Here is a 23477-nt window from a genome sequence, read left to right on the forward strand (position 1 = left end):
GAAAAACTTGATTAATAATGTACAGGATTAATTCTACTACAAAATTGGAAGGAGGGGGCAACCATCGATCCCTACCTCCCACACTCCGAGAATGATTATTATTCTTGAGAATGAATAGTTTATTTTTTGGAAGTCCCTTAATAGACTCCTGTATTTTAATCGACCATTTTAATGGTATTACCCAAGCTACAGTTTATCTAAAAGCTCACCGAGATGAAAGTTATATTTCTGTCATTACTAAAGCCGAAGTTCTCATTGGTTTTAATGATGATAATTCCTTTGAAAAAGCAGGAGAGTTATTAAGCCATTTTCCCCTGATAGATTTAGATGTCAACATCACTGATTTAGTCATTCAAATCCGTCGTGAACAAATCAAAAAAAAGGCAACCAAACAGCCTAACAAAAAGGTTATTCAATGGAAATTGCCCGATGCCATTCAAGCAGCGATCGCCCTTTACTATAATCTCAAATTAGTCACTCGTAATACCCAAGATTTTGATCTCAATCAACATCCATTTATTGAGATTCCCTATACCATCTAACAATAAAACTGAAACAGTTATCGGTGATTCAAAAGTATTATAATTGTATTTGTTATCCTAAATCAATAGTTTTTGCGTGTCAGTAGTTATCAATAGTTAGGGTTTGCTGAAAAAGTATGGGCGACGATCCCTAAAACCCTTACCTTGCATACATTTCACATTTATTCAGCAAGCGCTATTTACTTTTAGTCAAAATTAATTAACTTCTAACCCCGGAATGCTTAACTGTTCAGTTTTTGGCTGTGTTTCCCCCAGATAATCCCCCTGCAACATATTAATTAAACAGCCACCAAGATGATAGGCCATATTAACGGGAACCGCGTTACCAATCTGTCGATATTGAGAGGTTAAATTACCGGTAAATTGCCAATCATCGGGAAAGGACTGCACTCGTGCATATTCTCTCACAGTCAAAGGACGAGTTTCTTGGGGATGACATCTTTCTGTTTGGGTTTGTGCCGGACTACAGGTAATAGTTAAAGCCGGTTCATCCCAAGATAATCTTTTAGCATATCCTGTCCGTCCGCCGTGATTTTTGAGACTATTTTTCATATATTCTTTTTGAATATCCATCGGCAAATTCCGCCAATTTCCTCCTGCGGGAACTAAGGACATAATCTCTTTTTTTCTTTCTTTATATTCTACTCCTGGAGAACTTGGACAATTCTCTAAGGCTTTTTTCAGAGAAATAGTATAATTTTTATATTGGGGAAAAATCGGTTTAATATTTAGGTCTTGACGGGTGGCGATAATAATTAATCTTTCTCTTTTTTGGGGAACATCGAGAAATTGGGCTGATAAAACTTGATAAGCAGCATAATAACCGATTTCCTGTAAAGCTTGCAGCATTAATTGCAGAGTTTCTCCTTTTTTATTGCTTAATAATCCTCGAACATTTTCGGCTATAGCGATTTTAGGTTGCACTTCCTGTAAACAACGAGCAAATTCAAAAAATAGGCTTCCTCTCAAATCTTCTAATCCTTTTCCTAACCCAGCATAACTAAAAGGTTGGCAGGGAAACCCTCCAGCTATAACATCTATTTTGTCTCTAAAATCGGAAAATTTAAGCTTTTTTATGTCTTGATTTATAACATTCCATTGCGGTCGATTGAGTCTTAAAGTATTAACACAATCTTGATTAATTTCCACCAGTAATTGCGTTTTTAGTCCCGCATTTTCTAAACCTAAAGCCATACCACCACAGCCAGCAAATAATTCGATAACCGTGTAATTAGTTGGCTCAACAGTTTGTAAAATTCTCAATTCTCCGGGGGATTGGTTATTTTTAAGATTGGTTAATTGCTCGAGATCAAATAACCAATCAACTTGATTTATTTTCTGACCTTTGATTAATTTTTTCTTTTGCCATGTTAGTATTTCTGCGGTAGTTACACCGAGAATATTAGCAGCTTTTTGTAGATTTACCTGAGTCATAACCAATAATTAGTAACCTATCTACCTCTCTATTATACATCAAAGTAGCTAAACTTGATAAAGTTTTTTTTCGATTTTCCTGACTGTCATCTTTAACTTATTCAGGATAGTTTCATAATCTAAGTCCAACATTGACCAAAAAGCTTGCCCTGCTAATAGCTCAATATTATTCTCTTTAGCTTTGGTTTTGCTAATTGTCCAAGAATTGCCCATATCTAAAGCAGCGGCAAAAACTGAGTTAGGATGTATTTTTAATTCATTGATACTCCGATCACTCTGGCTACCAGTAAGAGTATCTTTTTTAGTTTTTAATTGAGTGTATTTGATTATTCCTTGATTAAAAACTACTAAATCCACACCTTTGATTTTAAAATTTAGAATTTTTTCTAGTACAAAAACCTGTGAACTAATAGAAGCAATTTCTTCTAAAGTATGACCTAGACTTTCCGAGATAAGATTGACATATTTATTCGATAAGTACAAGTTTTCACATTGAGCAAACTCAAAAATATTTTTAAATCCTTTCTTCTTTTTGAGAGATATATTTTTAAAATCCTGTTTTTCTTTCAGGATTTTTTCAACTACTTTAGACTGGAACTCATCCAAAGCATCATCGATTTTTTGATCCCTATTGTCTGCAATGTCTGTGTCTGTTGTTCTATTTTCTTGAAAATATTCAAAAATGAAATCATCAATTAGACGACAAATTTGATAAGTATCTACCAAGTCATGAGTAACAAAGGTAGGAATTTTGATCGAAGGTTTCTGTAAATTAATTTCTTCTAGCAATTGGGTCAAGTTATGGCGATAAGAGTATAAATAGCTCATTAGAGTTAGTTGCTGGGTTGGGATTGTTTACTTTTTGCTTAAAACTATTAATTTAAGTGCTGCTGCTGGTCATGTCAACAAATAGTAATTAGACACCAGCTATAACGACATCGAGATAATAGACAACAATAAAGGCTGAACCTTGTTCAGCCTCCAGTATAACTTTTAACTCTTTCCTACTTGCGTCCCGGAACTGTATATTTAAAATTCATCGGGCCAGTATAACCAGAAACCTCCGCTAATTTCTCTAATCTTTGGGTTCCCGAATATTCTTGACCCTTAATAATCCAAGTGGGGAAACCTTTAATTCCGGCATCGCGACAAGCTTGGGGATTACCATTAACCCCTTGGGGATCGCATTCGATATAAACCCCTTCTTTTTTGAGGATTTCTCCCGCTTCCTTACCAAATAACTGTTTTTGATCGTAACAGTGGGGACACCAAAAAGCCCCGTATTCTTTCGCACCAATTGCTTTTAAATGTTGAGCCAGGGCAATTTCTGCCTCTCCCGAAACCGTGGTTACTTCCCAACCGTAGGGGGGGGTAGCCGCTGTCATTGGCCGGGTAATTTCTTCTTTTCCTCCTGTCACGGTGGGGGAATTTACTCCCGTATAAACCGCTAAAGTTCCCACCAAAGTAATCATCGCCACCACAACCATCGGCAGTATAATTTGTCCTAAACCTTCCCATTCGCGACCGATAATTGTGAGAATTAATAAGGTTAAAGCGAACAAAGCCGAAGTAATGCAGTAGGGACACAATTCCTTTAAGTCCGTGGCTAGAATATACATTAAATAACCACTAAATACCGCCATCGCCGTCGCCCCCGCTAACAGCAATAACCAAGTATTATTTTCTAAACTTTTGCGGAGATTTTTCTGAGTTTCCCCATTAATAAATAGAGGACTGAGGGCAAAAACCGCCATGGCAATATAGGCCAAAAAACCGAACAAACTCAAGGGCAGCCCGAAAACCGTAGCGTAGGGACTATTAAGCACACCAGTACAACCAGCCCCATCACTAGCCCCGGCGGTACAGGCCGCGGCCCCTCCCGTCAGTTTGGTAATGGTTAAATAGCCGGTCAGAATCGCTCCCACGATCGAAATGCTCCCAATTAGAGGCCGGGAGTAGCGATGAATCCAAGGTACAGAACGACGACGCATAATATTATTTAGATTAAATTACAGCAGAATTCAGGAGTCAGGAGTCAGGAGAGAAATCTAAATGTACTTTGTTGAAAGGAAAAATTCCCTAACCATATTGTGTTAATTAGGACGTTTTCAATTCCTAAAAACTTAGGATAGCTATCCCCTGAAACTATCCGCCATTCTAGCAAGGGGTTATGTGGACAGAGGCAAAGAAGGGAGAGAATTATTAATTTTTGCCTTTTGATCGTTGATCTGCCGGGCCGTTTCCACAAATTGCGACACCCGGATCGGATCCACCGGTTCAGTAATTTTGCCATGACGCTTGAGGGAACTAGCCACGATCACCCCATCGGCAGCCGGCAGCAACCGCCCGATATTGTCCAAATCAGCCCCGCTGCCGATAAAAACCGGTGTTCCCTTGGCCGCCGCCACTGCCAGTTCCAAATCCTCAAAACTGGGGGGGCTACCGGTAGCCCAACCGGAGAGGATCACCCCGTCTGCCAGTCCCCGTTCGATCGTATCTTGCACTGCCGTGGTCAGATTAGGGGTTCCCAAGGGGCGGGCGTGTTTAACCAAAACATCCGCTAAAATTTTGACCTCAGACCCCAATTCGCGCCGATAACGCAGGAGTTCGTGGGCCTGACCCTCAATAATGCCCTGATCGGTGGCCATAACCCCCGTTAGCACATTAACCCGAATAAATTGGGCATTGACACAGGTAGCGATCGCTAAGGCACTATGGGCATCATTGCGGAGAACATTAAGACCAATCGGTAGGACCACCAGATTTTTAATGCGATCAACAATTAAAGTCATGGCACTAACCACGGCGGGATCCACCTGTTGCTTAGTAAAGGGGGCATCAAAAAAATTCTCGATAATCAAACCATCAACACCACCGGCAGCCAAAGCCGTCGCCTCCTGTTCAGCCCGCTCGATCACCGTCTTGAGACTGCCACCCCAACGGGGGGAAGTGGGCAGGGGGGCGAGATGAACCACGCCAATAATCGGGTTTTTTGTCTTGAAAGTTGCAATTAAGTTCACAGCGTCTACTACTCTTAGCGTCCCCAACCATGCGCCGCTCACCCATTTTAACAGGGTGAAGGCCTACCCACGGTTCCACGGGGGGGAAATTATTTTAACTTAGTGCCAGCATTCGTCCCATCGCACTAAGCGCGATGGGACGGGGCTTTTCAAGGGGCGAAGTAATTCGCCCCACAGTTCCCCTCATCAATGCTGACTTTGTATATAGACAATTCCAAAAAACTATGTTATCATAAACGGGTCTTGACCACTATTCCTTAAGCGATAACCGAGCTTCGGCGGGTCGTGTTGCAAGAAAAAGTGTGGGTCTTAGGAACTAGGACTGCTGCCTGTAGAGGGAAGGTAAGACTTGCTATCTTTCGAGGTAGAAAGCGCATCCCATTGAAGCAGGAAGCTCTCAAATCCGTTGAGAGTAGTTCACAATGTCTTAACATTAAAAGAGAAGTTTAAGATTTGGTTGATACTCGATCGCATGGGCAATAAGCCAACCATCGCTATCTCACACCTAGGCTGTGAGAAAAACCGGATCGACTCCGAGCATATGTTAGGACTGCTGGCCAAGGCCGGCTATCCCGTAGATAATGACGAGGAGTTGGCCGATTACGTTATCGTTAATACCTGTAGTTTCATTCAAGCAGCTAGAGAAGAATCCGTTCGCACCCTCGTGGAACTGGCGGAAGCTAATAAAAAAATTATTATCTCCGGCTGTATGGCCCAACATTTCCAAGATGAACTCCTGACGGAATTGCCGGAAGCCGTGGCCATTGTCGGCACAGGGGATTATCAGAAAATTGTCGAGATCGTCGAACGGGTAGAGACGGGAGAACGAGTCAAAGAAGTCAGCACCGATCCCACTTTTATCGCCGATGAAAATCTGCCCCGTTATCGCACCACTACCGAAGGAGTCGCCTATCTGCGGGTGGCCGAAGGCTGCGATTATCGCTGTGCTTTCTGCATTATTCCCCACCTGCGCGGCGATCAGCGATCGAGATCGATCGAGTCCATTGTGGCCGAAGCGCGACAATTGGCCAGCCAAGGGGTGCAAGAATTAATTCTCATTTCGCAAATAACAACCAATTATGGGTTAGACTTATATGGCGAACCCAAATTAGCGGAACTCTTGCGAGCGCTGGCAGAAGTCGATATACCTTGGATTCGCGTTCACTACGCTTACCCGACCGGGTTAACGCCAAAGGTTATCGAAGCGATCCGAGAGAGCCCGAATGTTTTACCCTATCTAGACTTGCCGCTACAACATTCCCATCCCGACATCCTGCGGGGGATGAACCGTCCCTGGCAAGGACGAGTCAACGATGGCATTATCGAGCGGATCAAGCAAGCTATCCCGAACGCGGTTTTACGAACGACTTTTATCGTCGGTTTCCCCGGAGAAACCGAGGAACATTTCAGCCATCTGCTGGAATTTGTCAAGCGTCATGAGTTCGATCACGTCGGGGTGTTTACCTTCTCCGCCGAAGAAGGTACAGCCGCTTTTGGCCTGCCCAATCCAGTGCCACAGGCAATTATGGACGAACGCCGCGAAAGGTTGATGTTAACTCAGCAACCAATCTCGGAGCGCAAAAATCAAGCTTATATCGGTCAAACTGTCGATGTTCTCATCGAACAGGAAAACCCAGAAACAGGCGAATTAATCGGGCGTTCCGCTCGTTTTTCCCCAGAAGTAGATGGCTTGGTTTATGTGACAGGGGAGGCGATTCTAGGTGCGATCGTACAGGTCCGAATCACTGCGGCCGATACCTACGATCTCTACGGCGAAATAGTCTAATTTTTCCATTTTTCTTATTTAATTCCCACAAAACAATCCCTATGACCACTGGTTTCAACAATTTAGGTTTATCCGATAGCCGTATTCAACACCTAGAAACGCTTGGATTCACCACCCCCACGGAAATTCAAACCAAAGCCATCCCTCTCCTTCTAGAAGGGCATGACATGGTAGGAATGTCACAAACGGGAACCGGCAAAACCGCCGCCTATTCCCTGCCTTTACTGGAACGCATGGACACCAAAAATCCTAACGTTCAAGCTTTAATCCTCACCCCCACCCGGGAATTAGCCCAACAGGTGGCCAGCGCCATCAAAGATTTCTCTGATGATCGTCGTCTCTTTATCCTGACAGTCTGTGGTGGTCAATCCATGGAACGTCAGATCCGCAGTCTGGAAAAAGGTGTCCAGATTGTGGTCGGGACTCCCGGCCGGGTAATCGATCTGCTCGATCGCAAAAAACTCCATCTCGAATCCTTAAACTGGGTAGTCCTCGATGAAGCGGACGAAATGCTCAGTATGGGTTTTATCGATGATGTTAAGAAAATTCTGCAAGCATCCCCCTCCACCCGTCAAACCGCCTGTTTCTCGGCAACTATGCCCCGGGAAATCCGCGATTTAATCGCTAATTTCTTGAAATCTCCCGTTTCTGTGACGGTTTCTCAACCCCAGGCCGCTCCTGCTAAGATTGAGCAGAAAATTTATCTGATCCCTCGCGGTTGGACGAAATTAAAAGTCCTGCAACCCCTGTTAGAGATCGAACCCCTAGAATCGGCGATTATTTTCGTCCGCACCAAGCAAACCGCGGCCGAATTAACCAGCAAACTGCAAGAAGCGGGACAAACGGTGGATGAATACCACGGTAACTTAAGCCAAGTGCAACGGGAACGACTGGTGCAACGTTTCCGCGAGGGCAAAATTAAATTAGTGGTAGCCACGGATATCGCAGCCCGCGGTCTAGATGTGGAAAATCTCAGCCACGTTATTAACTATGATCTGCCGGATAATGCCGAAACCTATATTCACCGCATTGGCCGCACCGGCCGCGCTGGTAAAACAGGAACTGCTATATCCTTAGTAGAACCGATCGATCGGCGTTTGTTGCGTCAGATTGAACAGCGTCTGCGTCAACGTCTGGAATCTAGTCCCATTCCTAGCCGCACCGAAGTAGAAGCAAAACGCCTGGCCAAGCTGCAAAATCAGCTAAAAGAGGCTTTATCGGGGGAACGGATGGCTTCTTTCTTGCCTTTAGTGCGGGATTTAAGTGAAGAATACGATCCCCAAGCGATCGCGGCGGCTGCCCTGCAAATGATCTACGATCAAAATTGTCCCCAGTGGATGAAAACCGATTGGGAAGTTCCCGCAGCGACGAGCAGTAAACCGGTGATTAATAAAACTCCCCGCAGTGGTGGTAGTAAGTACCCCTCTAAGTCGAATAACCGTCCTTCCCTGGACAAAAAAATCGTCTTTCAAGAACGTTAATTTTTAGTTCTTGAATGGATAACTTTAAGAGTTGATAGACCTTTTTGGTTCTATCAACTTTTTTTTGTCAGGTAATTTCCCAGTACATCGTCGAAAGCATTCTACATAATTTTATAGCTAAACTTTTGATAATTGATTCTAATCAAGTATTTGGGCTTTGTTTGACATTTTTGCTGATAATTACCATATAATTGTCTTAAATGAATAAATTTGAACATTTAATATGTCGAGTTCGTCAGAACCTTATCGTGGGAGGGTACAAGCTCAAGGAGACGATATCCAGCAAGAGGGTGGATACAGTTGTTCTTGGGCAAGAAAAAATCCTGTTACTGCTAAAGAAGGATTATCATTTCTTGCTAATATTAAAGGGCAATGCAGCGAATGTCAACGAGAGGAACGGAAACAAGCGTTTAGAAAAGCTGAACGCTTTGTTACAAATGCTAGTGAGCAAGGTGGTGTCACTCCAGAGGCACAACCGCACTCATTTCAGGATTCTAAACGTAAAACTAAAAACGCCCGTGTAGATATTGAAATTCGCAGTGGTCTTACCTTTATCCCTTCGCCCCAAACAGAATGACAACGATGCTTAGAAGAGTACAACAATTTTTAGACTCTGGCGATAGTGATAACGCTAGAGAAGAAATTGATAGAGCTTTCGGCAATCTGAGAAGGGTGGATAGTCATGTTAGAGAGTTTGCAGATCTGTTGGCACTGGGATCGATCAAAGCTTCAGAAATCGGCTTAGGGGTATTGGGACGTAAGCTTCTACAGAATGACAGCGAGATTAACAATGAGGTTGTTTGGTTATTTATTGCGTCAATTTTATCTCGCAATAGTATTCCCCCTGATAGTCCATCTAGAATCAGCCTACTTGTTCTTACCGCTTCTGTCAATAGTTGGGAATTACCAATTTTTGCGCTTCTTGCCCCTGCCCTCGACGCTTTTTTTAAAGTTAGTCTTGCGGACGGAACCCCTTTAATTGCCGAACAAACTTTTGATTTTTTGGCCACTTGGGGAATAATTTATGCGAAAGCACCTCATGTCAAAACGCAGCTTCAAGAACTTCAATCTCTTAGTAATAATCTATTAGAGCAAGTAGATGACTCAGAGTTAAAAACTGAATGGTCAGAGGGAATTAATATATTTTTTAAAGAAGCCAGTACAACCAAATATTCAGATAGTAATGTTTTTTCTGCTGGTGAAGAATTAATTAAAAAAATTTATAATACTCAAAGTTTACAGCGCAATACAGAAGATAAGAATTTGGCAGAGACAAAAGACAAGTTACTCCAATTAGTCACTTCGTCTCTTGCCACTATTGGAACAGTTCTTGATAGTGATGGATTGTCAGTTGCAGTTCGTATTGACAATGATTCTAAAGATAGAAAATCTTGGTCTGTAGTTGCTAGTGTAATTGATAAATTAGAGCGGTTATTTCAAGAAATTGCCGATCTGACTTTTGAGAGAATCAATAAACTTCCCGCTTTTACTCCAGCGCAGGCAATACCTGGTTCTTGGACAATTATACTTCATGTCAATCTCAGTCCTAATCACGCAAATTTACTGGCAAAAACTATCTCTGACCTTTCCTCAGGAAAAATTGATAATGAAAGTGAAAATGACTTAGAAGTTGTTAGTATTTGGCAAGATTGTGTCACAAAAATCAAAGAGGATGATTTGCGAGTAGATATGGCTGTCTCCATTAATTCTTCAGAATTTAATGTCATTAAAACAATTTCTACAGAACATGAATATATATCTAGTTTAACAGGGTTAAAATCACGATCTATCAGGGTTCTTTCTCATGATATTCCACAAGCTGATAGGTTAGAACGAGTTGTTGATTTATCTTCGCTGTTAATTCAATATCCTCATTCTTTGCCAACTGTTCGACAACAGTTTTTGGATAGAAATGATATTACAGAAAGGCAGTTTTCCTACTATAGAAGGGCTGCAGAAATTCTTAATCTGGCTGACGAACGAGTGCAGCCAACTACTGCTTGTTTCATGCTTGATCGTCTGTCAGAAAAATCAAAAAAAAGATTCTTGGCTCACCAATTTATTGCTTCAAAGGTGGGTTTGGCATGGTTTAAGTGGCAAAATGCTCATGATCTCTCCGAAATCAAACCAGAAAGAGCAAGAGAATTTTTACTAGAAGTGTGTCCGTCACTTTCAGAAAGTACTGTTGAAAGACGTGCTAAAACTTTACAATCTTGGTTAAGGTATTTCTTGGGTACCGAAAATGAATAAGCAAAAAATGCAAGCTTTCAGGCATAATCGGTGGAGTGTAGGAAACTCACCCCATCATCAGCCAATTGACTTTTTCAGCAAACCCTATATACTTTTGACTTTTTTATACTGTTCCGTCACGGCGGCATTTAATAGATCATCTTTAAAATCTCTGATTAATTTAATTACTAAATTATAAATACTGATGTATTCTTCATAATCGATAGCCCGCATGGGTTACGCTACCGCTAACCCATCCTACAAATAATTGTGCCTCCCTACTTAACTGCTATAATCTACTTATCAATAGTTAATAATTTCGATGAATCGATCGCAACTTATCCACAGGCAAAGCTGGTTAATTGAATATTTGCCGGGGTTAAGTGGCCAAGATTGCCAAAAATTAAAGGATTGCGGTATCGACACCACCGCACAACTTTTGCAAAAAGTTCGTCCGCAATTGGGTAAGGAAAAATTAGCAGTAAGAATGCAAATTCAGGCTAAATATATTAATAAGTGGGTGGCAATGGCGGAATTAGCCTCGATTCCCTCCGTGGGTTGTCAATACTGCGGTTTGCTGGTTCATGCCGGTATTGCTTCCGTCCCGCAATTGGCACAGGTATCAATTCAGCAATTGCATCGACAGATTCTCCGCTTTCAGGTGGCTAATCTGCAAAGACGCGATTTATGTCCCGATATTGCGGTGATGTTAGCTTGGATTGAACAGGCAAAAATCTTAACCAGAGAGTTAAAATAAGCCCTATCTCCGATAATTTTGGCATAAATTAGCCAAAAGTAGTGCCATTCCATCCCCAAAGATCACCTTTCGCCTCGGCAAATTCTAGATAAATGCGATTTTTCGGTATTCCTAAATAAGCCTCAATTTCTTGACAAAAATCACTACTCATGTTTTTAGTTTGAGCGGCGGAAATAGAACCAACGCTTTTAATCTCCACATAACACACTGGCTCAAAAGTGCCAGCAAAAGTCATTTTTATCCCCGATTCTAAAGCTGTCATCACATAGGATTCGGGTTTTCCCAGATGTTTAGCTAATTTAGCCGAAAGACTCTGCAAAAGTTGATTAACCGTCTCATCATCGAGGGAGGTGACAGAAGTTTGAATTTTAATTAGAGGCATAGGAAAAATCTCAGCAATATTTTTCTATAATATAGCGTTTCCTGTTCGCAAGAGGTACATTATCGATGTTAAAAAGCTTAATCAGCAAAGGTTTAAGTTTGCCAGACAGGTGTGAGAACCGCTATAAGTACCTTTTTTATCCAGAAAAGCGATCGATGATTGTTTTGATAATTTATCTCAATTAGATGACTGTGATCCCTTCTGTTTTTTAGAAAGGGTTGCCACTTCTGAGCAAGCTTTTCCACAAGCAGAACATATCAACGTTGGCGATGGTTGACGCTGGCTAAAACCGAGGAGAACAACCGATCACTATCTAGTCTCTAAAGACAGTTAAGGAGGTACAATTTGGATAGAATCTCAAGCAGGTGAAGGAGCAACTTTTTATTTTACTTGGCATAAAAATCCTCCTAGTTAAACCCCAACTAAGTTGAGAACCGTGGTTTTTCCTCCTCTGTTTTAAGATGAGTTTTGATCCATAAGCGATCAGCTAAAACCAGAGGAGAAGCAGCAATTCAGACTTTAATTGGCGTATTTTTTAGTCAGAATCAGCACAATTATCGGATAGATGTTTTAATTTCTTCCCAAGTAATTATCTGATCGGGATTTCTTTCGTGATCATCAACCTAAAAAGATTTAATTGTGTTCAAAGATTCGGTAACGTGAGCCTTAAAATCTAACATAGAATCAAAAATATGTCTGACGATTCCCTCTTTATCAATGATATAGGTAACTCGTCCGGGGAGGACAAATAAGGTAGCGGGAACACCGAATAATTTCCGCACTCGGTTATCGCTATCACTTAAAAGGGTGAAGGGAAGATTATATTTTTGGGCAAATTGTTGATGAGATTGGGGACTATCGGCACTAATACCAATAACTTCCGCACCTGCATCGGTAAACACTTCGTAACTATCGCGGAAAGCGCAGGATTCTGCGGTACAACCCGGGGTGTCATCTTTGGGATAGAAATAAATGACCAGGGATTTTTTACCTATTAAATCGCTGATATTAACCGTTGTCCCTGTTTGGGAGGGGAGAGAAAAATTAGGAACTCGATCGCCTACTTTTATAGCTGCCATAAGATTAATTAATGAATAGATAATCGTGGATAGGGTGATACTTTACATTCTAACCTTTTTTGGCCTTTTGTTTAGCGCGTTTAGCGGCAGCTTTGGCCGCTTTTTCGGCTTCAATGCGTTTTTGTTCGGCTTTTTGTTTTTCTTCGTCTAGTTTTTCTAGATAATAGTGATAATCTCCCGCATAGACAATTAATTCACCATCCCGAATCTCGACAATTTTGTTAGCTACCTGGGAGATAAAATAACGATCATGGGAAACAATTAAAACCGTGCCTTCATAAACTTTTAAAGCCGATTCTAACATTTCCTTAGCGGGAATATCGAGGTGATTAGTGGGTTCATCGAGAATTAATAAGTTAGCGGGAGCAAGTAACATCTTGGCTAAAGCAAGACGTGCTTTTTCGCCACCACTCAAGGATTCTACTTTTTTTAATACCGTTTCCCCACTGAATAAAAATCGCCCTAAAAGACTGCGAACTTCCACATCTTTCCAATCGGGAACTTCATCATGAATGGTATTTAAAACAGTTTTAGTTAGGTCTAAAGCTTCCGCTTGGTTCTGCTCAAAATAACTAGGAATAACGTTATGTTTACCGATTTTGATCGAGCCTTCTGTGGGAGCTTCTAACCCAACAATTAAGCGTAAAAGCGTCGATTTTCCCGCACCATTGGGGCCTAAAAACGCCACTCGATCGCCTCTTTCTATTTCCAGATTTGCTCCCAAAAAGAGAATTTTATCATCGTAAATGTGAACAAGATTTTTAATCGTTACCACTTCTCGACCACTACGCACTGCTGGAGGAAACTGGAATTTTAAGGTACGCACATCGGCGATTGGTGCTTCAATTTTTTCCACCTTTTCTAATTGTTTTTCCCGGCTTTTTGCTTGGGTGCTACGGGTGGCACTGGCCCGGAACCGATCGACGAAAACTTGCTGTTTTTCTAGTTCTTTTTGTTGACGTTCGTAGGCACTTAACTGAGCGGATTGTTGTTCGTATTTTTGCTGTAGGTAGGCAGAATAATTACCTAAATAAGTGGTAGAAACTCCCCTTTCAGTTTCGACAATTTTGGTACAGAGACGATCGAGAAATTCCCGGTCGTGGGAAACTATGACCATGGGAGTGGTTAAATCCTTGAGGAATTTTTCTAACCATTCAATGGTTTCTAAGTCTAAATGGTTAGTTGGTTCATCGAGGAGTAAAATATCGGGAGTTTGTAGGAGAATTTTGCCTAAACTCATCCGCATTTGCCAACCACCACTAAAGGAACTTACCAAGCGATCGCCGTCATCAATAGTAAAGCCCATTTCCGGTAAAATTTTCTCGATGCGTGCTTCTAATCCGTAACCATCTAATGCCTCAAATTGTCTTTGTAGGCGATCCAATTGATGAATTAAGCGATCTAATTCTTCAGGATCAGCTTTTTCCATCTGCTGGGGAATTTCTATTAGTTGATGGTGGACTTGATTCGCTTCTTTAAACACCGTCCAAAATTCCTCGCGTACCGTCCGACGGGGATCCACTTCAAATTCCTGGGTAAGATAGCCGATATGGAGACTGGTAGGACGGATGATCTCCCCGGCGGTGGGTTCCACTTCCCCCATAATAATCTTCAGTTGGGTGGATTTTCCGGCCCCATTGACTCCCACCAACCCGATGCGATCGCCAGTTTTTACTTCCCAAGTGACATCTTTTAACACTTCTCCCGTCGGGTAAATCTTACTAATTTTCTCTAGTCGTAGCATCGCTGATTTTTCTCCAGTCCTAGGCAGTTGAGGCAGTCCGTCTTTATTGTAACATTTAGTTAAGCTTTATCTAGTCTTGGTCAAGTTTTCTCGATTGAGCCACCTGACAGTATTTTTTATCTGAAAGAGATAATAATGTTTAATCCCTACCCCATAAAAAAAGAAACGGCCAGTTTCATCACCAAAGATGGAATTAGTTTAGCTGCCGATATTTATCGTCCCGATAGTAGGGAATCTTTTCCCATTTTACTAATGCGACAACCCTACGGAAAAACGATTGCTTCTACGGTGGTTTATGCCCATCCTAGCTGGTATGCACGTCAGGGTTATATTGTAGTAATTCAGGATGTGCGGGGACGGGGAAACTCGACGGGAAATTTTAATTTATTTGCCCATGAAATTAGCGACGGATTAGAAACTATTGAATGGGTTTTAACTATTCCTAATAATACGGGTGTGGTGGGAATGTATGGTTTTTCCTATCAGGGAATGACCCAATTATATGCGGCTGCTAATGGTCACGGTTCTTTAAAAACTATTTGCCCAGCGATGATTGCTCACGATTTATATCGAGATTGGGGTTATGAAAATGAAGCATTTAATTTACAATATAATCTCGCTTGGGCAATACAATTAGCTGCGGAAACAGCTAGATTAAAAGGGGACGAAACTGCCTATCAAAAACTCTGGGCAGCTTCCCGAAATTTACCCCTTTTTGATCCTGTTGCGGCCTCTCCCCAAATTTTACAGGATTTAGCCGCCGATTCTTTTTATCACGATTGGATTACTCGTTATCTTCCCGATGACTATTGGCAAAATTTATCACCGCAACAGCTTTTAAAAAATATCGATTTACCGATGTTACATATCGGAGGTTGGTTCGATCCTCATCTCCGGGGAACTTTGAGTTTATACCAAGAAATGCAAGTGCGTTCTATCTATCCCCAACGACTAATTATTGGTCCTTGGACTCATCTACCCTGGGGGAGAAAAGTAGGAGAGATAGATTATGGTCAAGAGGCAATTAGTCCTGTGGATAAAATGCAGCTGCAATGGTTTGATTATTTCTTAAAAGGTCAGGAAACGGAGTTATTTAAAAATCCTCCCCTGTATCTATTTCAAATGGGATCTAATCAATGGCGATATCTAGAGAAGTTTCCTGGAGAAAATCAGCAAATTTATTATCTTGCTAGTCAGGGTTTAGCCAATCTGCGCGAGGATGAGGGGAAATTAAGCGCGATTTTGTTAGAACCTGCGATCGAGGATACCATCGTTCACGATCCTTGGCGACCGGTCCCATCTTTAGGAGGTCATAGCGCCCTACCGGGGGGAATATTCGACCGCACCATGCTAGACTGTCGCAGTGATGTGATTACCTACACTTCTCCCCCCCTAGAGAAGGATTTAACGATTTTGGGTAGTCCCCGTCTGGATTGTTATTGTCAAGCAGACGCGGTTAGTTTCGATATCTGCGCGGTGGTTTCTCAAGTTACCCCCGATGGTCGAGTTTTTAATATCACTCAGGGTTATAAACGGGTAAATAATCCCGAATCATCCCTAAATATGGCCATGCAGGCTACTTTTATCACTATTCCTCAAGGTCATAGCTTGCGTTTGAGTCTCAGTGCCTCTTGCTTTCCTGCACATCCCGTCAATGCGGGGACCGGCAGCTATCCCCACCAGAGTCGAGCGATCGATTTTTCTACTATCACAATTAAGGTTTTTTGTCAAGGAAATTTTCCTGCAAAATTGCTATTACCTTTAGTCGGGGAAAGCTAAACCGCTGCGGGGATCACGAATGTATAAACCTAACACCAGCGAGGAGATAACCGTATCCCAGACGGGGGTGAATTTGTCCGCATCATCGACCCAATAATCCATAGTAATTAAACATTGAACTCCGGAACCAATACCCACGGCAATGCGCGAATAAGCTGGCCGATTTTCTTGGGGATCGATGAATTGAATTTCCACCCAAACAATGCGGACAGTTTGGCGTTTTTCTTGGATAACTTCGCCGATTTCGTGAGGATTGCGGCTATCTTCACGAGCTAACTTTTTGACCATTCCTTTTAGGGGTAATTCTTTCCAATCTCCGGGGGGAAGTAAATTATAGGAAACCTCTAAACGACAATCATCATCGGGGGGTTTTCTATCCAAAAAACGAAAGGAATTATCATCGGGTTCAAAATGCCAATCTTGGGGAACTTCAAAGCGCACTGCACCGCGACCAGCTACAAAAATACTATTACCCGGACTAGATTTCCAGTTATGATCTGGATTTAAATCGAGGGTTTCTTTGATCCATTGCAGATTGTGTTTTTTGGATTTAGCCATAGGTATAATCCTGCGGTAAGAATCGGACTATAGCTATCATTATACAGGCTTTTTCCTGAGAATTAAATAGGGTGCATCTCACTTTTGTAAATCTACTAAGTAAAACGTAGGGTGCGTTACTAACGCACCACCTATCATTAACTAAGTAGCCAGTTACAATCAAAGAACAGGAACTGAATCTCACTTTCGTAAATCTACTAAGTTGGGATTTTTAAAGGGAAACTCTCTTTTAAAATTGGGCGTTACTTCCGATTTTATCACTCAATCCAAGCTTTTGGGGGGTTCTACCCCCCAAACCCCCCGTTGGGGTCGTGGCGCCGCCCCCAAACCCCCCGCGCATTAGTTTTTCGGTGGGATGCTTAGACGCGATTGTTCATATTTTTGTACCAATTTAAGAGTCACTGATAATTGCTGATTGTCGGTATTTCTGCAAATGTTGAGATGCACCCACCAAAACTTCTATCCTCACCCTTAGGATAACTGCTGTATAACTTTTAGAAATTCCACAGCACGGGATTATCATCTAAGAAATCAGTTACCTGTTTACCAATATTATCAATTAATTTTAGGTCTTCTGGGGTTAAATTAATTGTCATTGCTTGAGCGTTATTAACTGCTTGAGCGGCATTTCTTACCCCAGCAATTGCATTAGTTTGAGGTTGCTTAATTAACCAAGCCAGAGATAATTGAGCTAGGGAACAATTATAGCGGTTAGCAATCGGTTCTAATTGAGTTAAAGCCGCTTGTACCCTCTGAAAGTTTTCGCCATGAAAGAGTTTATTTTTAATTCTATGATCCTCGGATGCCAACTGATAACCGTTTCTAAATTTTCCTGTTAATAAACCTTGGGCAAGGGGAGAATAGGCCAGAATAGAAATATTATTGTCTATACAATAGGGCATAATTTCCTTTTCTACCGAGCGCCAAAAGAGAGAATAGGGAGGTTGAATACTCTCAATTCTGCCGTATTGACCAGCTTCTTCCAGTTGAGAGCGGGAGAAATTGGAAACCCCTATAGCGCGAATTTTTCCCTGTGCTTTCAGATAATTAAGAGCGGCCATAGTTTCAGAAATAGGCACTATTTCCGTGTTCCATGAGCCACTAGGCCAATGAATTTGATAAAGATCGATATAATCAGTTTGGAGGTTTTTTAAAGAGCGATCACAAGCGGCGATAACTTCCTCGTATTTGAGGTGATTAGCAAAGACTTTCGTGGCATAAATTACCCGTTCTCGCACATCGGCCAAAGCTTGAGCGACAATCGATTCCGAGTGACCTTCCCCGTAGATTTCGGCTGTATCTATAGTGATAATTCCTGCCTCAAAAGCGGCACGAATAGCCCTAATACTTTCCTCATCTTCAATACCTGCCCACATCTTTTTTCCTGCTTGCCAAGTACCCACGAGAAGGGGAGTAATTTCTATATTAGTCTGACCGAGATAGCGTTTTTGCATAACAGTTTTTTTGATGGGTTAAGTATGCTTAGGGTTTTAGTCGAGTTTAGGGTTTAAAATCTCAGCTAAAGAGGACTAAAGTGACAAGGATAAAAACCTTTACCAGTAGGGGTGTAAAGAACAAACTTAATAAGCCACAAAAAAGACCCAATAAGCAGGTACTGAGGCTAATTATTTCGCCGTGAACATTGTAGCTAATCGACAGAGAGATTAGGGCTAGAGTAAGGAGAAAAATCATAGTTTTCTTTCCTGAGTCTATTGAGCAGAAAAGCCGTGACCGCTCACGACTTTTCGCCGTTTCTATATCTATTATTAGCTCGATTACTGGGCTAATGACATCCGGGTAAAGTAAACTTTTTTAACGTAAAAGATTTAAAAATCCGTTGAAGAGTCCTGTCAGACTGGTAAAGGGACTTAAAACCGTGCCGAGGGTGTCGGTGGCAGAGGCCAGATTGCTACGATGAACCACCACCACATCATTATTGCGGAGAATCGGGTTAGTTTTCTCGTTGATACCCTGGGAAAAATCGATGTTAATTGAGGTTTTGGTGACGGTTCCGTTAGGATTGAGACGAATTAATTCCACTGTGGACTGATTGGCCCGACGCTTATCAAAGTCTCCTGCGGTTAAAATTGCCTGATTGAGGGGGGTATTGGGAGGAACTTCAATTGTTCCCGGTTTTTTCACCTCCCCGACCACTTTCACGTTAATGGTTTTAGGGGCAAAACTGGCCGATGCTAGGGTTTCCGATTCTTTGGCCGAGATTTCAGTAGCGGTAGGGATAATCACCGTATCTCCTTCTTGAAGAAAGATATCGCCGGTTATATCACCTTTTTCGAGCAAACTCCAGAGATCTACAGGAATTTTCTGCTGGGAACCGTCACGAGTATAACGCAGCACTTGCACCTGTCGGATATCGGCGAGAGGTTTGATGCCTCCCGCTTGTTGGATAGCTTGGGTTAGTCGGGCCGGTTTCCTGGTGCCGCCGCGCTCTTGGTCATTATTGTTGTTATTGTTATTGTTGGCAGTGGGGACAATACGATGGGACCCCGGACGATAAACTTCTCCCACCACAGTAACATTAATTTCTCGATCGCTATCTAGTCCAAAATTGGCATCGGCTAATTGATTGACTTCCCCGACGCTAAGGGTCGTTTTAGTGGGAATCACGATGCTATCGCCATCTCTGAGGCTAATATCTTGGGTTTTATCGCCTTTTTGGATTAATTGCCAGAGATTCGCTTGAATTAGCTGTTCTTGTCCCTTGAGGTTGCGTCGGATTTGAACTTGACCAATATCGGCCACCGTAGTCACTCCCCCCGCTTGCCGGATTATTTCGGTCAATAGGGGCGTTTTTTGGCTTTGTTCGGGGTTAATTGTATAAGTACCCGGACGATTGACTTCCCCCGCGATGGCGATTTGCAGAGGCCGGGGGGTGAGAACGCTAACAGTAACCACGGGACGTTTGAGATAGGTGGTGTAACGTTTGGCCAGGGTTTGGCTGGCTTCGGTGACGGTCATTCCCTCCACTTTGACGCTACCAATCAGAGGTAAAGTTAGGGTTCCATCGGCTAAAACAAGGAAATCGCCGCTTAAATCCGCGACTTGGTAGATGGTGACGCGGACTTTATCCCCTTCTCCTAGGGTGTAATCTTTGCTTTCTGCGGGGATAGGCGCAATCGCTTCTTTAGGGGGTGCAGCGCTACTAGGAGGATTAGCTTGGACTGGGCGAGCTTCTAAGGAAGTTAGAGGGGCAATAGTGCCGATAATTAATAGATAACGTAGGGATTTACTGATTAAATCCTGCAATTGGTTGCTATTTAACATGATCAATAGGATTAATTTTATCGTTGACATTGGCGATCAGTGTAGCACAAATAGTCGATCGCCTATGGAAAACCCCTGCAATCTCGCATCTATCGAGAGTTACCGCTAACTGTAAGATAGTTTTAATGATTGCCTGTATGTAAAGGGGTATATTAATTTTATGACAGCTACTAGCACAATTCCCGATTTTTGTCAAGGGATAAAATATTTTGGGACTTCCTTACCCGAATTTGATAAATATGCAGGAAAAGCCGCTATCGCTGAGGGAAAAACCGCTATTATTGCCGCTAATGACCCGAATGCTATCTATCAAACCCTCCTAGCCGCCGATGCTTTGCGTTACCTCACCCTACAAATCACCGCTACCAAAGAATCGGGACACCCCGGCGGTTTTGCCAGCGCTGCCGACGTAATTGCCTCTTTGATGATGTTAGGCCAGAAAAATATCTTCACCGAAGTGGGCCATCATGCCCCCGGTTTTTATAGTAACGTCTTTCTCGATCGCTCTCTCGAAGCCATGGGCATCAGCAACGTCACCCAATTGGGAGAACGTTTTCGGGAAAAACACGGACTTTTAGGGCATCTTTCCGGACAAATCCCCGGACTGCTCGGGCCGGCCGGTCCTTTGGGCCAAGGCCAACATTTCGCCATGGCGGCGGCCAAATTACACCCTAATACCCTTTTCCCTGTGACTATCGGGGATGGTGGTTTAGGAGAACCCTACATCATGAGTAGTTTTGGTCATTTTCACACTGCTTATCCCGAAATTACCAATTTTCTGCCGATTTTAGTCTGGAATGGCTATTCCCAAGAACACCATAGCATGGTGTCCCTGAAAACTAACGCCGAAATGGAAGCCTATTGGCGCGGTAATGGTTTCGAGGAAGTGATTTTAATTAATGCTAAAGACTTCGATGATGCTAATCAAAATGGGGAATATGTAGATAGCACCAAATTCTCTTTTAACCAGCGTCTGGAGTTCATGAAAGCGGTGTTAATAGCCACGGATAAAGCCGCCCAATTAGCCCTAGGTGGTAAACTAACGGTGATCATTATTAAACAACTGAAAGGGGCGGGAGTTCACAAACGGGGAGCGGCTTCCCATAATCTTTATCCGGGAGATTCTCTAGAAAAAGATTATATCGTTGCTGCCTTACAAGAACGCGCTTTACCCCCTGAAGCTTGGGCAATTGTTCGTACCAATTTCGAGCGCTCTGGAGGGGGTCCGGCAGCGGAAACAGTGGTAACGGAAAAAGTCTTCCCGCTGCCGGATTTAGGAACCTTACCGATGACGGAATATACTGTGGGTGGAGATAAAAAAGTGGCCACCACTGCTATGGGGGAATTAGTGGTAGCTGTGGGTAAAGCTGACCCCAATTTTGTTGTCACTAATGCTGATGGTAATGCCGCTTCGGGAATTAATAATATTAACGTCGGTTTAAAGATTATTCACCCCACCAGCGATGATACCTATTTCCAGAGTCCTAAAGGTCAAGTTTATGAGCCTTTAAGCGAGGATGCCTGTGCTGGTTTAGCCGTCGGTTTATCTCTCTTGGGAGCGCGGACTTTATGGTGTTCCTACGAGTCTTTTGCTATCAATGGTTTACCGATTTGGCAGACTGTAACCCAAGCGATGGCCGAGTTACGTCGTCCCACCCCTTCTACTATTACTTTATTCACCGCCGGAGCCTTGGAGCAAGGACGTAATGGTTGGACACACCAACGCCCAGAGATTGAAAATTATTTCGCTGCTATGATGCGAAATGGTAATATTTTCCCTCTCTTTCCCTGCGATGCTAACAGTATTCAAGTCTGCTATGAATGGGCGTTAGGAACTAGCAATAAAGGCATTACAGTCACCGCTAGTAAATCGCCTTTACCAGTGCGAACCAGCTTTGAGCAAACCCGTCAAGCTTTAGAAAAAGGCGGCGTAATTCTCCAGGAATCGGAAGGCAGTAAAAAAGTCGTTTTTGCCGTCATTGGTGATATGACTTTATTACCCGTCTTTGAGTCTGCACAACAGTTAGAAGCAGCAGGAATCGGGGTAAAAATCGTCTCGGTAATTAATCCCCGTCGTCTCTACCGTCCTAGCGATGTGATGAGTGAAACTAGCTCGGAAGCTGATAATAATTTCCTCGATGATGCTGGTTTTGACAGTCTCTTTGCTGGTGATGCTTTAATCGGAGTAACCGGTGGTACAAGCGCCATGTTAGAACCGATTATGTTACGCAGTAATGCGCGTCGGGATGTCTTCGCTTGGAAACGGGGAGAAACCACCGCCAGCGCCGGGGAAATTATGGCCTATAATGGTTTAACTGCCAATGCTTTAACTACCCGTGCTACCCAGTTATTAGGCTAAGTTCCCAGTCAGTTTTTTTGATTATTCCCTACTTTCTTTGATTGGAAAGTAGGGATTTTTTTCTGGTCACTTTTGCCAACGGGGTAAACTTTTAATAATTTTCCATAGGCGAGGATATTGGAGGGATAGATAGCGCTTAATATGGGATTTTAAACTAACTAAATCCTGAGATTCTTTCAGTTCTCTATCTTGATAAAAACGAATTAAATCATCCCGTCTTTTCAGTAAAATTTTAATTTGTTGGTAATCTTCCGAGCTTAAAACTTGATGGGGTTGAATATTTTCTGGCAGCGGGCGCGGGATGTAAAAAGTTGTATGAGATGGTGATAATTCCTCAGCTGGACGTTCTTTAGTATAGAGATAGATAGAAAGAGATTTACGCGATAAATGCCGTTGATTTTCTGGTAAATTAATCTGAGAAAATCCATGCCATGAATGTTCATTAGTTTCAAAAATAAGACAACGATTAAAGATAGGTACAAAAGATTTAATCTTATTTTCTTCTGGTTGACGAGGATTGGAATGTAACTCTAGATTTCCTCCCCAATCTGCTTGCCATTGGGGATTTAAATAGATTAATAAATTCAAGCGGCGATGATACCAGTGACGCTCATCGAGGTTAAAATCAATGTGAGGGTCTAATTCTTGACCGTGTAAATTTTCATGGGTTCCACCCCCATAAAAACTAGGGTCTGGAATTAAATTATCAATACCGGTTAATTGGGAAATTAACTCTAAAAACTCTTGAGCTTGAACGTAGCAGCCAAACTGTTGATAAACACCCTCCAAACCGATTAAATCCTCATTAACCGCCTTCCCGCCAACTTTTCCTAACTCACTAATGGCTTTTTGCGAATTAAAACTGGGAAAATTTTCTAGCAAAATTTGCGCTTGCTCCCTCACTAAAAAATTATCGATGACCAAATGCTTAAACGGTTGCGCTGTCTCAAAATCTTGACGATAGACAGGAGATTTCTCATAAACAAGGGGATTAATAAACATTAGACAGCTTTTTTGTTGGTATGATGAATTGTAGCAATCAAAC

Annotated in this window: 20 protein-coding genes; 8 read left to right on the plus strand and 12 right to left on the minus strand. The window is 42.4% G+C overall.

The window, feature by feature from the left end; all coding sequences use genetic code 11:
* Window positions 1–110 precede the first annotated feature (110 nt).
* Complete coding sequence (locus O9323_RS05350) at window positions 111–542, plus strand: PIN domain-containing protein (RefSeq protein WP_288124793.1); 432 nt, start codon at window positions 111–113, stop codon at window positions 540–542.
* A gap of 195 nt (window positions 543–737) precedes the next feature.
* Here O9323_RS05350 and O9323_RS05355 read toward each other — a convergent pair whose 3' ends face one another.
* The 4 genes from O9323_RS05355 to btpA form a co-directional block, all read right to left on the minus strand.
* Window positions 738–1976, minus strand: a complete 1239-nt coding sequence (locus O9323_RS05355) for a DNA cytosine methyltransferase (protein WP_149106543.1) — start codon at window positions 1974–1976, stop codon at window positions 738–740.
* A gap of 48 nt (window positions 1977–2024) precedes the next feature.
* Window positions 2025–2804 (minus strand): hypothetical protein, encoded by a 780-nt coding sequence (locus O9323_RS05360; protein ID WP_004158643.1) that lies wholly within the window; start codon window positions 2802–2804, stop codon window positions 2025–2027.
* Window positions 2805–2980: 176 nt separating this feature from the next.
* Entirely contained in the window at window positions 2981–3967 is a 987-nt protein-coding gene (locus O9323_RS05365) for a vitamin K epoxide reductase family protein (protein ID WP_149106544.1), read from the minus strand.
* A 177-nt stretch (window positions 3968–4144) separates the two neighbouring features.
* Window positions 4145–4996, minus strand: coding sequence for a photosystem I biogenesis protein BtpA (gene btpA, locus O9323_RS05370; protein WP_004158629.1), 852 nt, complete (start codon window positions 4994–4996; stop codon window positions 4145–4147).
* Between the two features lie 472 nt (window positions 4997–5468).
* Here btpA and rimO point away from each other — a divergent pair, with 472 nt between their 5' ends.
* From rimO to O9323_RS05390, 4 genes are all read left to right on the plus strand, one after another.
* Window positions 5469–6782: a 30S ribosomal protein S12 methylthiotransferase RimO gene (gene rimO, locus O9323_RS05375; RefSeq protein WP_002776903.1), complete on the plus strand. Its 1314-nt coding sequence runs from the start codon at window positions 5469–5471 to the stop codon at window positions 6780–6782.
* Window positions 6783–6823: 41 nt separating this feature from the next.
* Complete coding sequence (locus O9323_RS05380; RefSeq protein ID WP_002733094.1) at window positions 6824–8263, plus strand: DEAD/DEAH box helicase; 1440 nt, start codon at window positions 6824–6826, stop codon at window positions 8261–8263.
* 223 nt (window positions 8264–8486) lie between these two features.
* A complete protein-coding gene (locus tag O9323_RS05385; protein WP_002741232.1) occupies window positions 8487–8840 on the plus strand; it encodes a hypothetical protein in 354 nt (117 codons plus the stop codon).
* Window positions 8841–8845: 5 nt separating this feature from the next.
* Window positions 8846–10513: a DUF7226 domain-containing protein gene (locus tag O9323_RS05390; protein WP_223210828.1), complete on the plus strand. Its 1668-nt coding sequence runs from the start codon at window positions 8846–8848 to the stop codon at window positions 10511–10513.
* Window positions 10514–10597: 84 nt separating this feature from the next.
* On the opposite strand, the gene O9323_RS05395 is transcribed toward O9323_RS05390, so the two are convergent.
* Window positions 10598–10726: a hypothetical protein gene (locus O9323_RS05395; RefSeq protein WP_004158613.1), complete on the minus strand. Its 129-nt coding sequence runs from the start codon at window positions 10724–10726 to the stop codon at window positions 10598–10600.
* An 88-nt stretch (window positions 10727–10814) separates the two neighbouring features.
* On the opposite strand from O9323_RS05395, the gene O9323_RS05400 reads away from it, so the two are divergent.
* Entirely contained in the window at window positions 10815–11249 is a 435-nt protein-coding gene (locus O9323_RS05400) for a DUF4332 domain-containing protein (protein WP_004158611.1), read from the plus strand.
* A 28-nt stretch (window positions 11250–11277) separates the two neighbouring features.
* Here the strand turns inward: O9323_RS05400 and O9323_RS05405 are convergent, their stop codons facing one another.
* The 3 genes from O9323_RS05405 to O9323_RS05415 form a co-directional block, all read right to left on the minus strand.
* On the minus strand, window positions 11278–11631 hold the full coding sequence (locus O9323_RS05405) for a phenylpyruvate tautomerase MIF-related protein (protein WP_004158610.1): 354 nt from the start codon (window positions 11629–11631) through the stop codon (window positions 11278–11280).
* A gap of 623 nt (window positions 11632–12254) precedes the next feature.
* Window positions 12255–12710 carry a peroxiredoxin gene (locus O9323_RS05410; RefSeq protein WP_002732461.1) on the minus strand — a complete coding sequence of 152 codons (456 nt, stop codon included), beginning with the start codon at window positions 12708–12710 and terminating at the stop codon, window positions 12255–12257.
* Window positions 12711–12759: 49 nt separating this feature from the next.
* Window positions 12760–14454: an ABC-F family ATP-binding cassette domain-containing protein gene (locus O9323_RS05415; RefSeq protein WP_004158608.1), complete on the minus strand. Its 1695-nt coding sequence runs from the start codon at window positions 14452–14454 to the stop codon at window positions 12760–12762.
* Window positions 14455–14589: 135 nt separating this feature from the next.
* On the opposite strand from O9323_RS05415, the gene O9323_RS05420 reads away from it, so the two are divergent.
* Complete coding sequence (locus O9323_RS05420; protein WP_222930893.1) at window positions 14590–16233, plus strand: CocE/NonD family hydrolase; 1644 nt, start codon at window positions 14590–14592, stop codon at window positions 16231–16233.
* On the opposite strand, the gene O9323_RS05425 is transcribed toward O9323_RS05420, so the two are convergent.
* From O9323_RS05425 to O9323_RS05435, 3 genes are all read right to left on the minus strand, one after another.
* On the minus strand, window positions 16216–16791 hold the full coding sequence (locus tag O9323_RS05425) for an Alr1449 family protein (RefSeq protein WP_004158604.1): 576 nt from the start codon (window positions 16789–16791) through the stop codon (window positions 16216–16218). The genes O9323_RS05420 and O9323_RS05425 overlap by 18 nt on opposite strands.
* Window positions 16792–17285: 494 nt before the next feature.
* Window positions 17286–18245 (minus strand): aldo/keto reductase, encoded by a 960-nt coding sequence (locus O9323_RS05430; RefSeq protein ID WP_288124794.1) that lies wholly within the window; start codon window positions 18243–18245, stop codon window positions 17286–17288.
* Between the two features lie 358 nt (window positions 18246–18603).
* Window positions 18604–20103, minus strand: coding sequence for an SLBB domain-containing protein (locus O9323_RS05435; protein ID WP_288124795.1), 1500 nt, complete (start codon window positions 20101–20103; stop codon window positions 18604–18606).
* Between the two features lie 130 nt (window positions 20104–20233).
* Between O9323_RS05435 and O9323_RS05440 the strand changes: the two genes are divergently transcribed.
* The gene (locus tag O9323_RS05440; protein WP_288124796.1) at window positions 20234–22432 is read left to right on the plus strand and encodes a phosphoketolase family protein; all 2199 of its coding nucleotides are present in this window, start codon (window positions 20234–20236) and stop codon (window positions 22430–22432) included.
* A gap of 66 nt (window positions 22433–22498) precedes the next feature.
* On the opposite strand, the gene O9323_RS05445 is transcribed toward O9323_RS05440, so the two are convergent.
* Window positions 22499–23434, minus strand: coding sequence for a 2OG-Fe(II) oxygenase (locus tag O9323_RS05445; RefSeq protein WP_287232529.1), 936 nt, complete (start codon window positions 23432–23434; stop codon window positions 22499–22501).
* Window positions 23435–23477: the final 43 nt, after the last annotated feature.

Source organism: Microcystis sp. LE19-131.1A (assembly GCF_027532015.1).
Lineage (GTDB): Bacteria > Cyanobacteriota > Cyanobacteriia > Cyanobacteriales > Microcystaceae > Microcystis > Microcystis ichthyoblabe_A.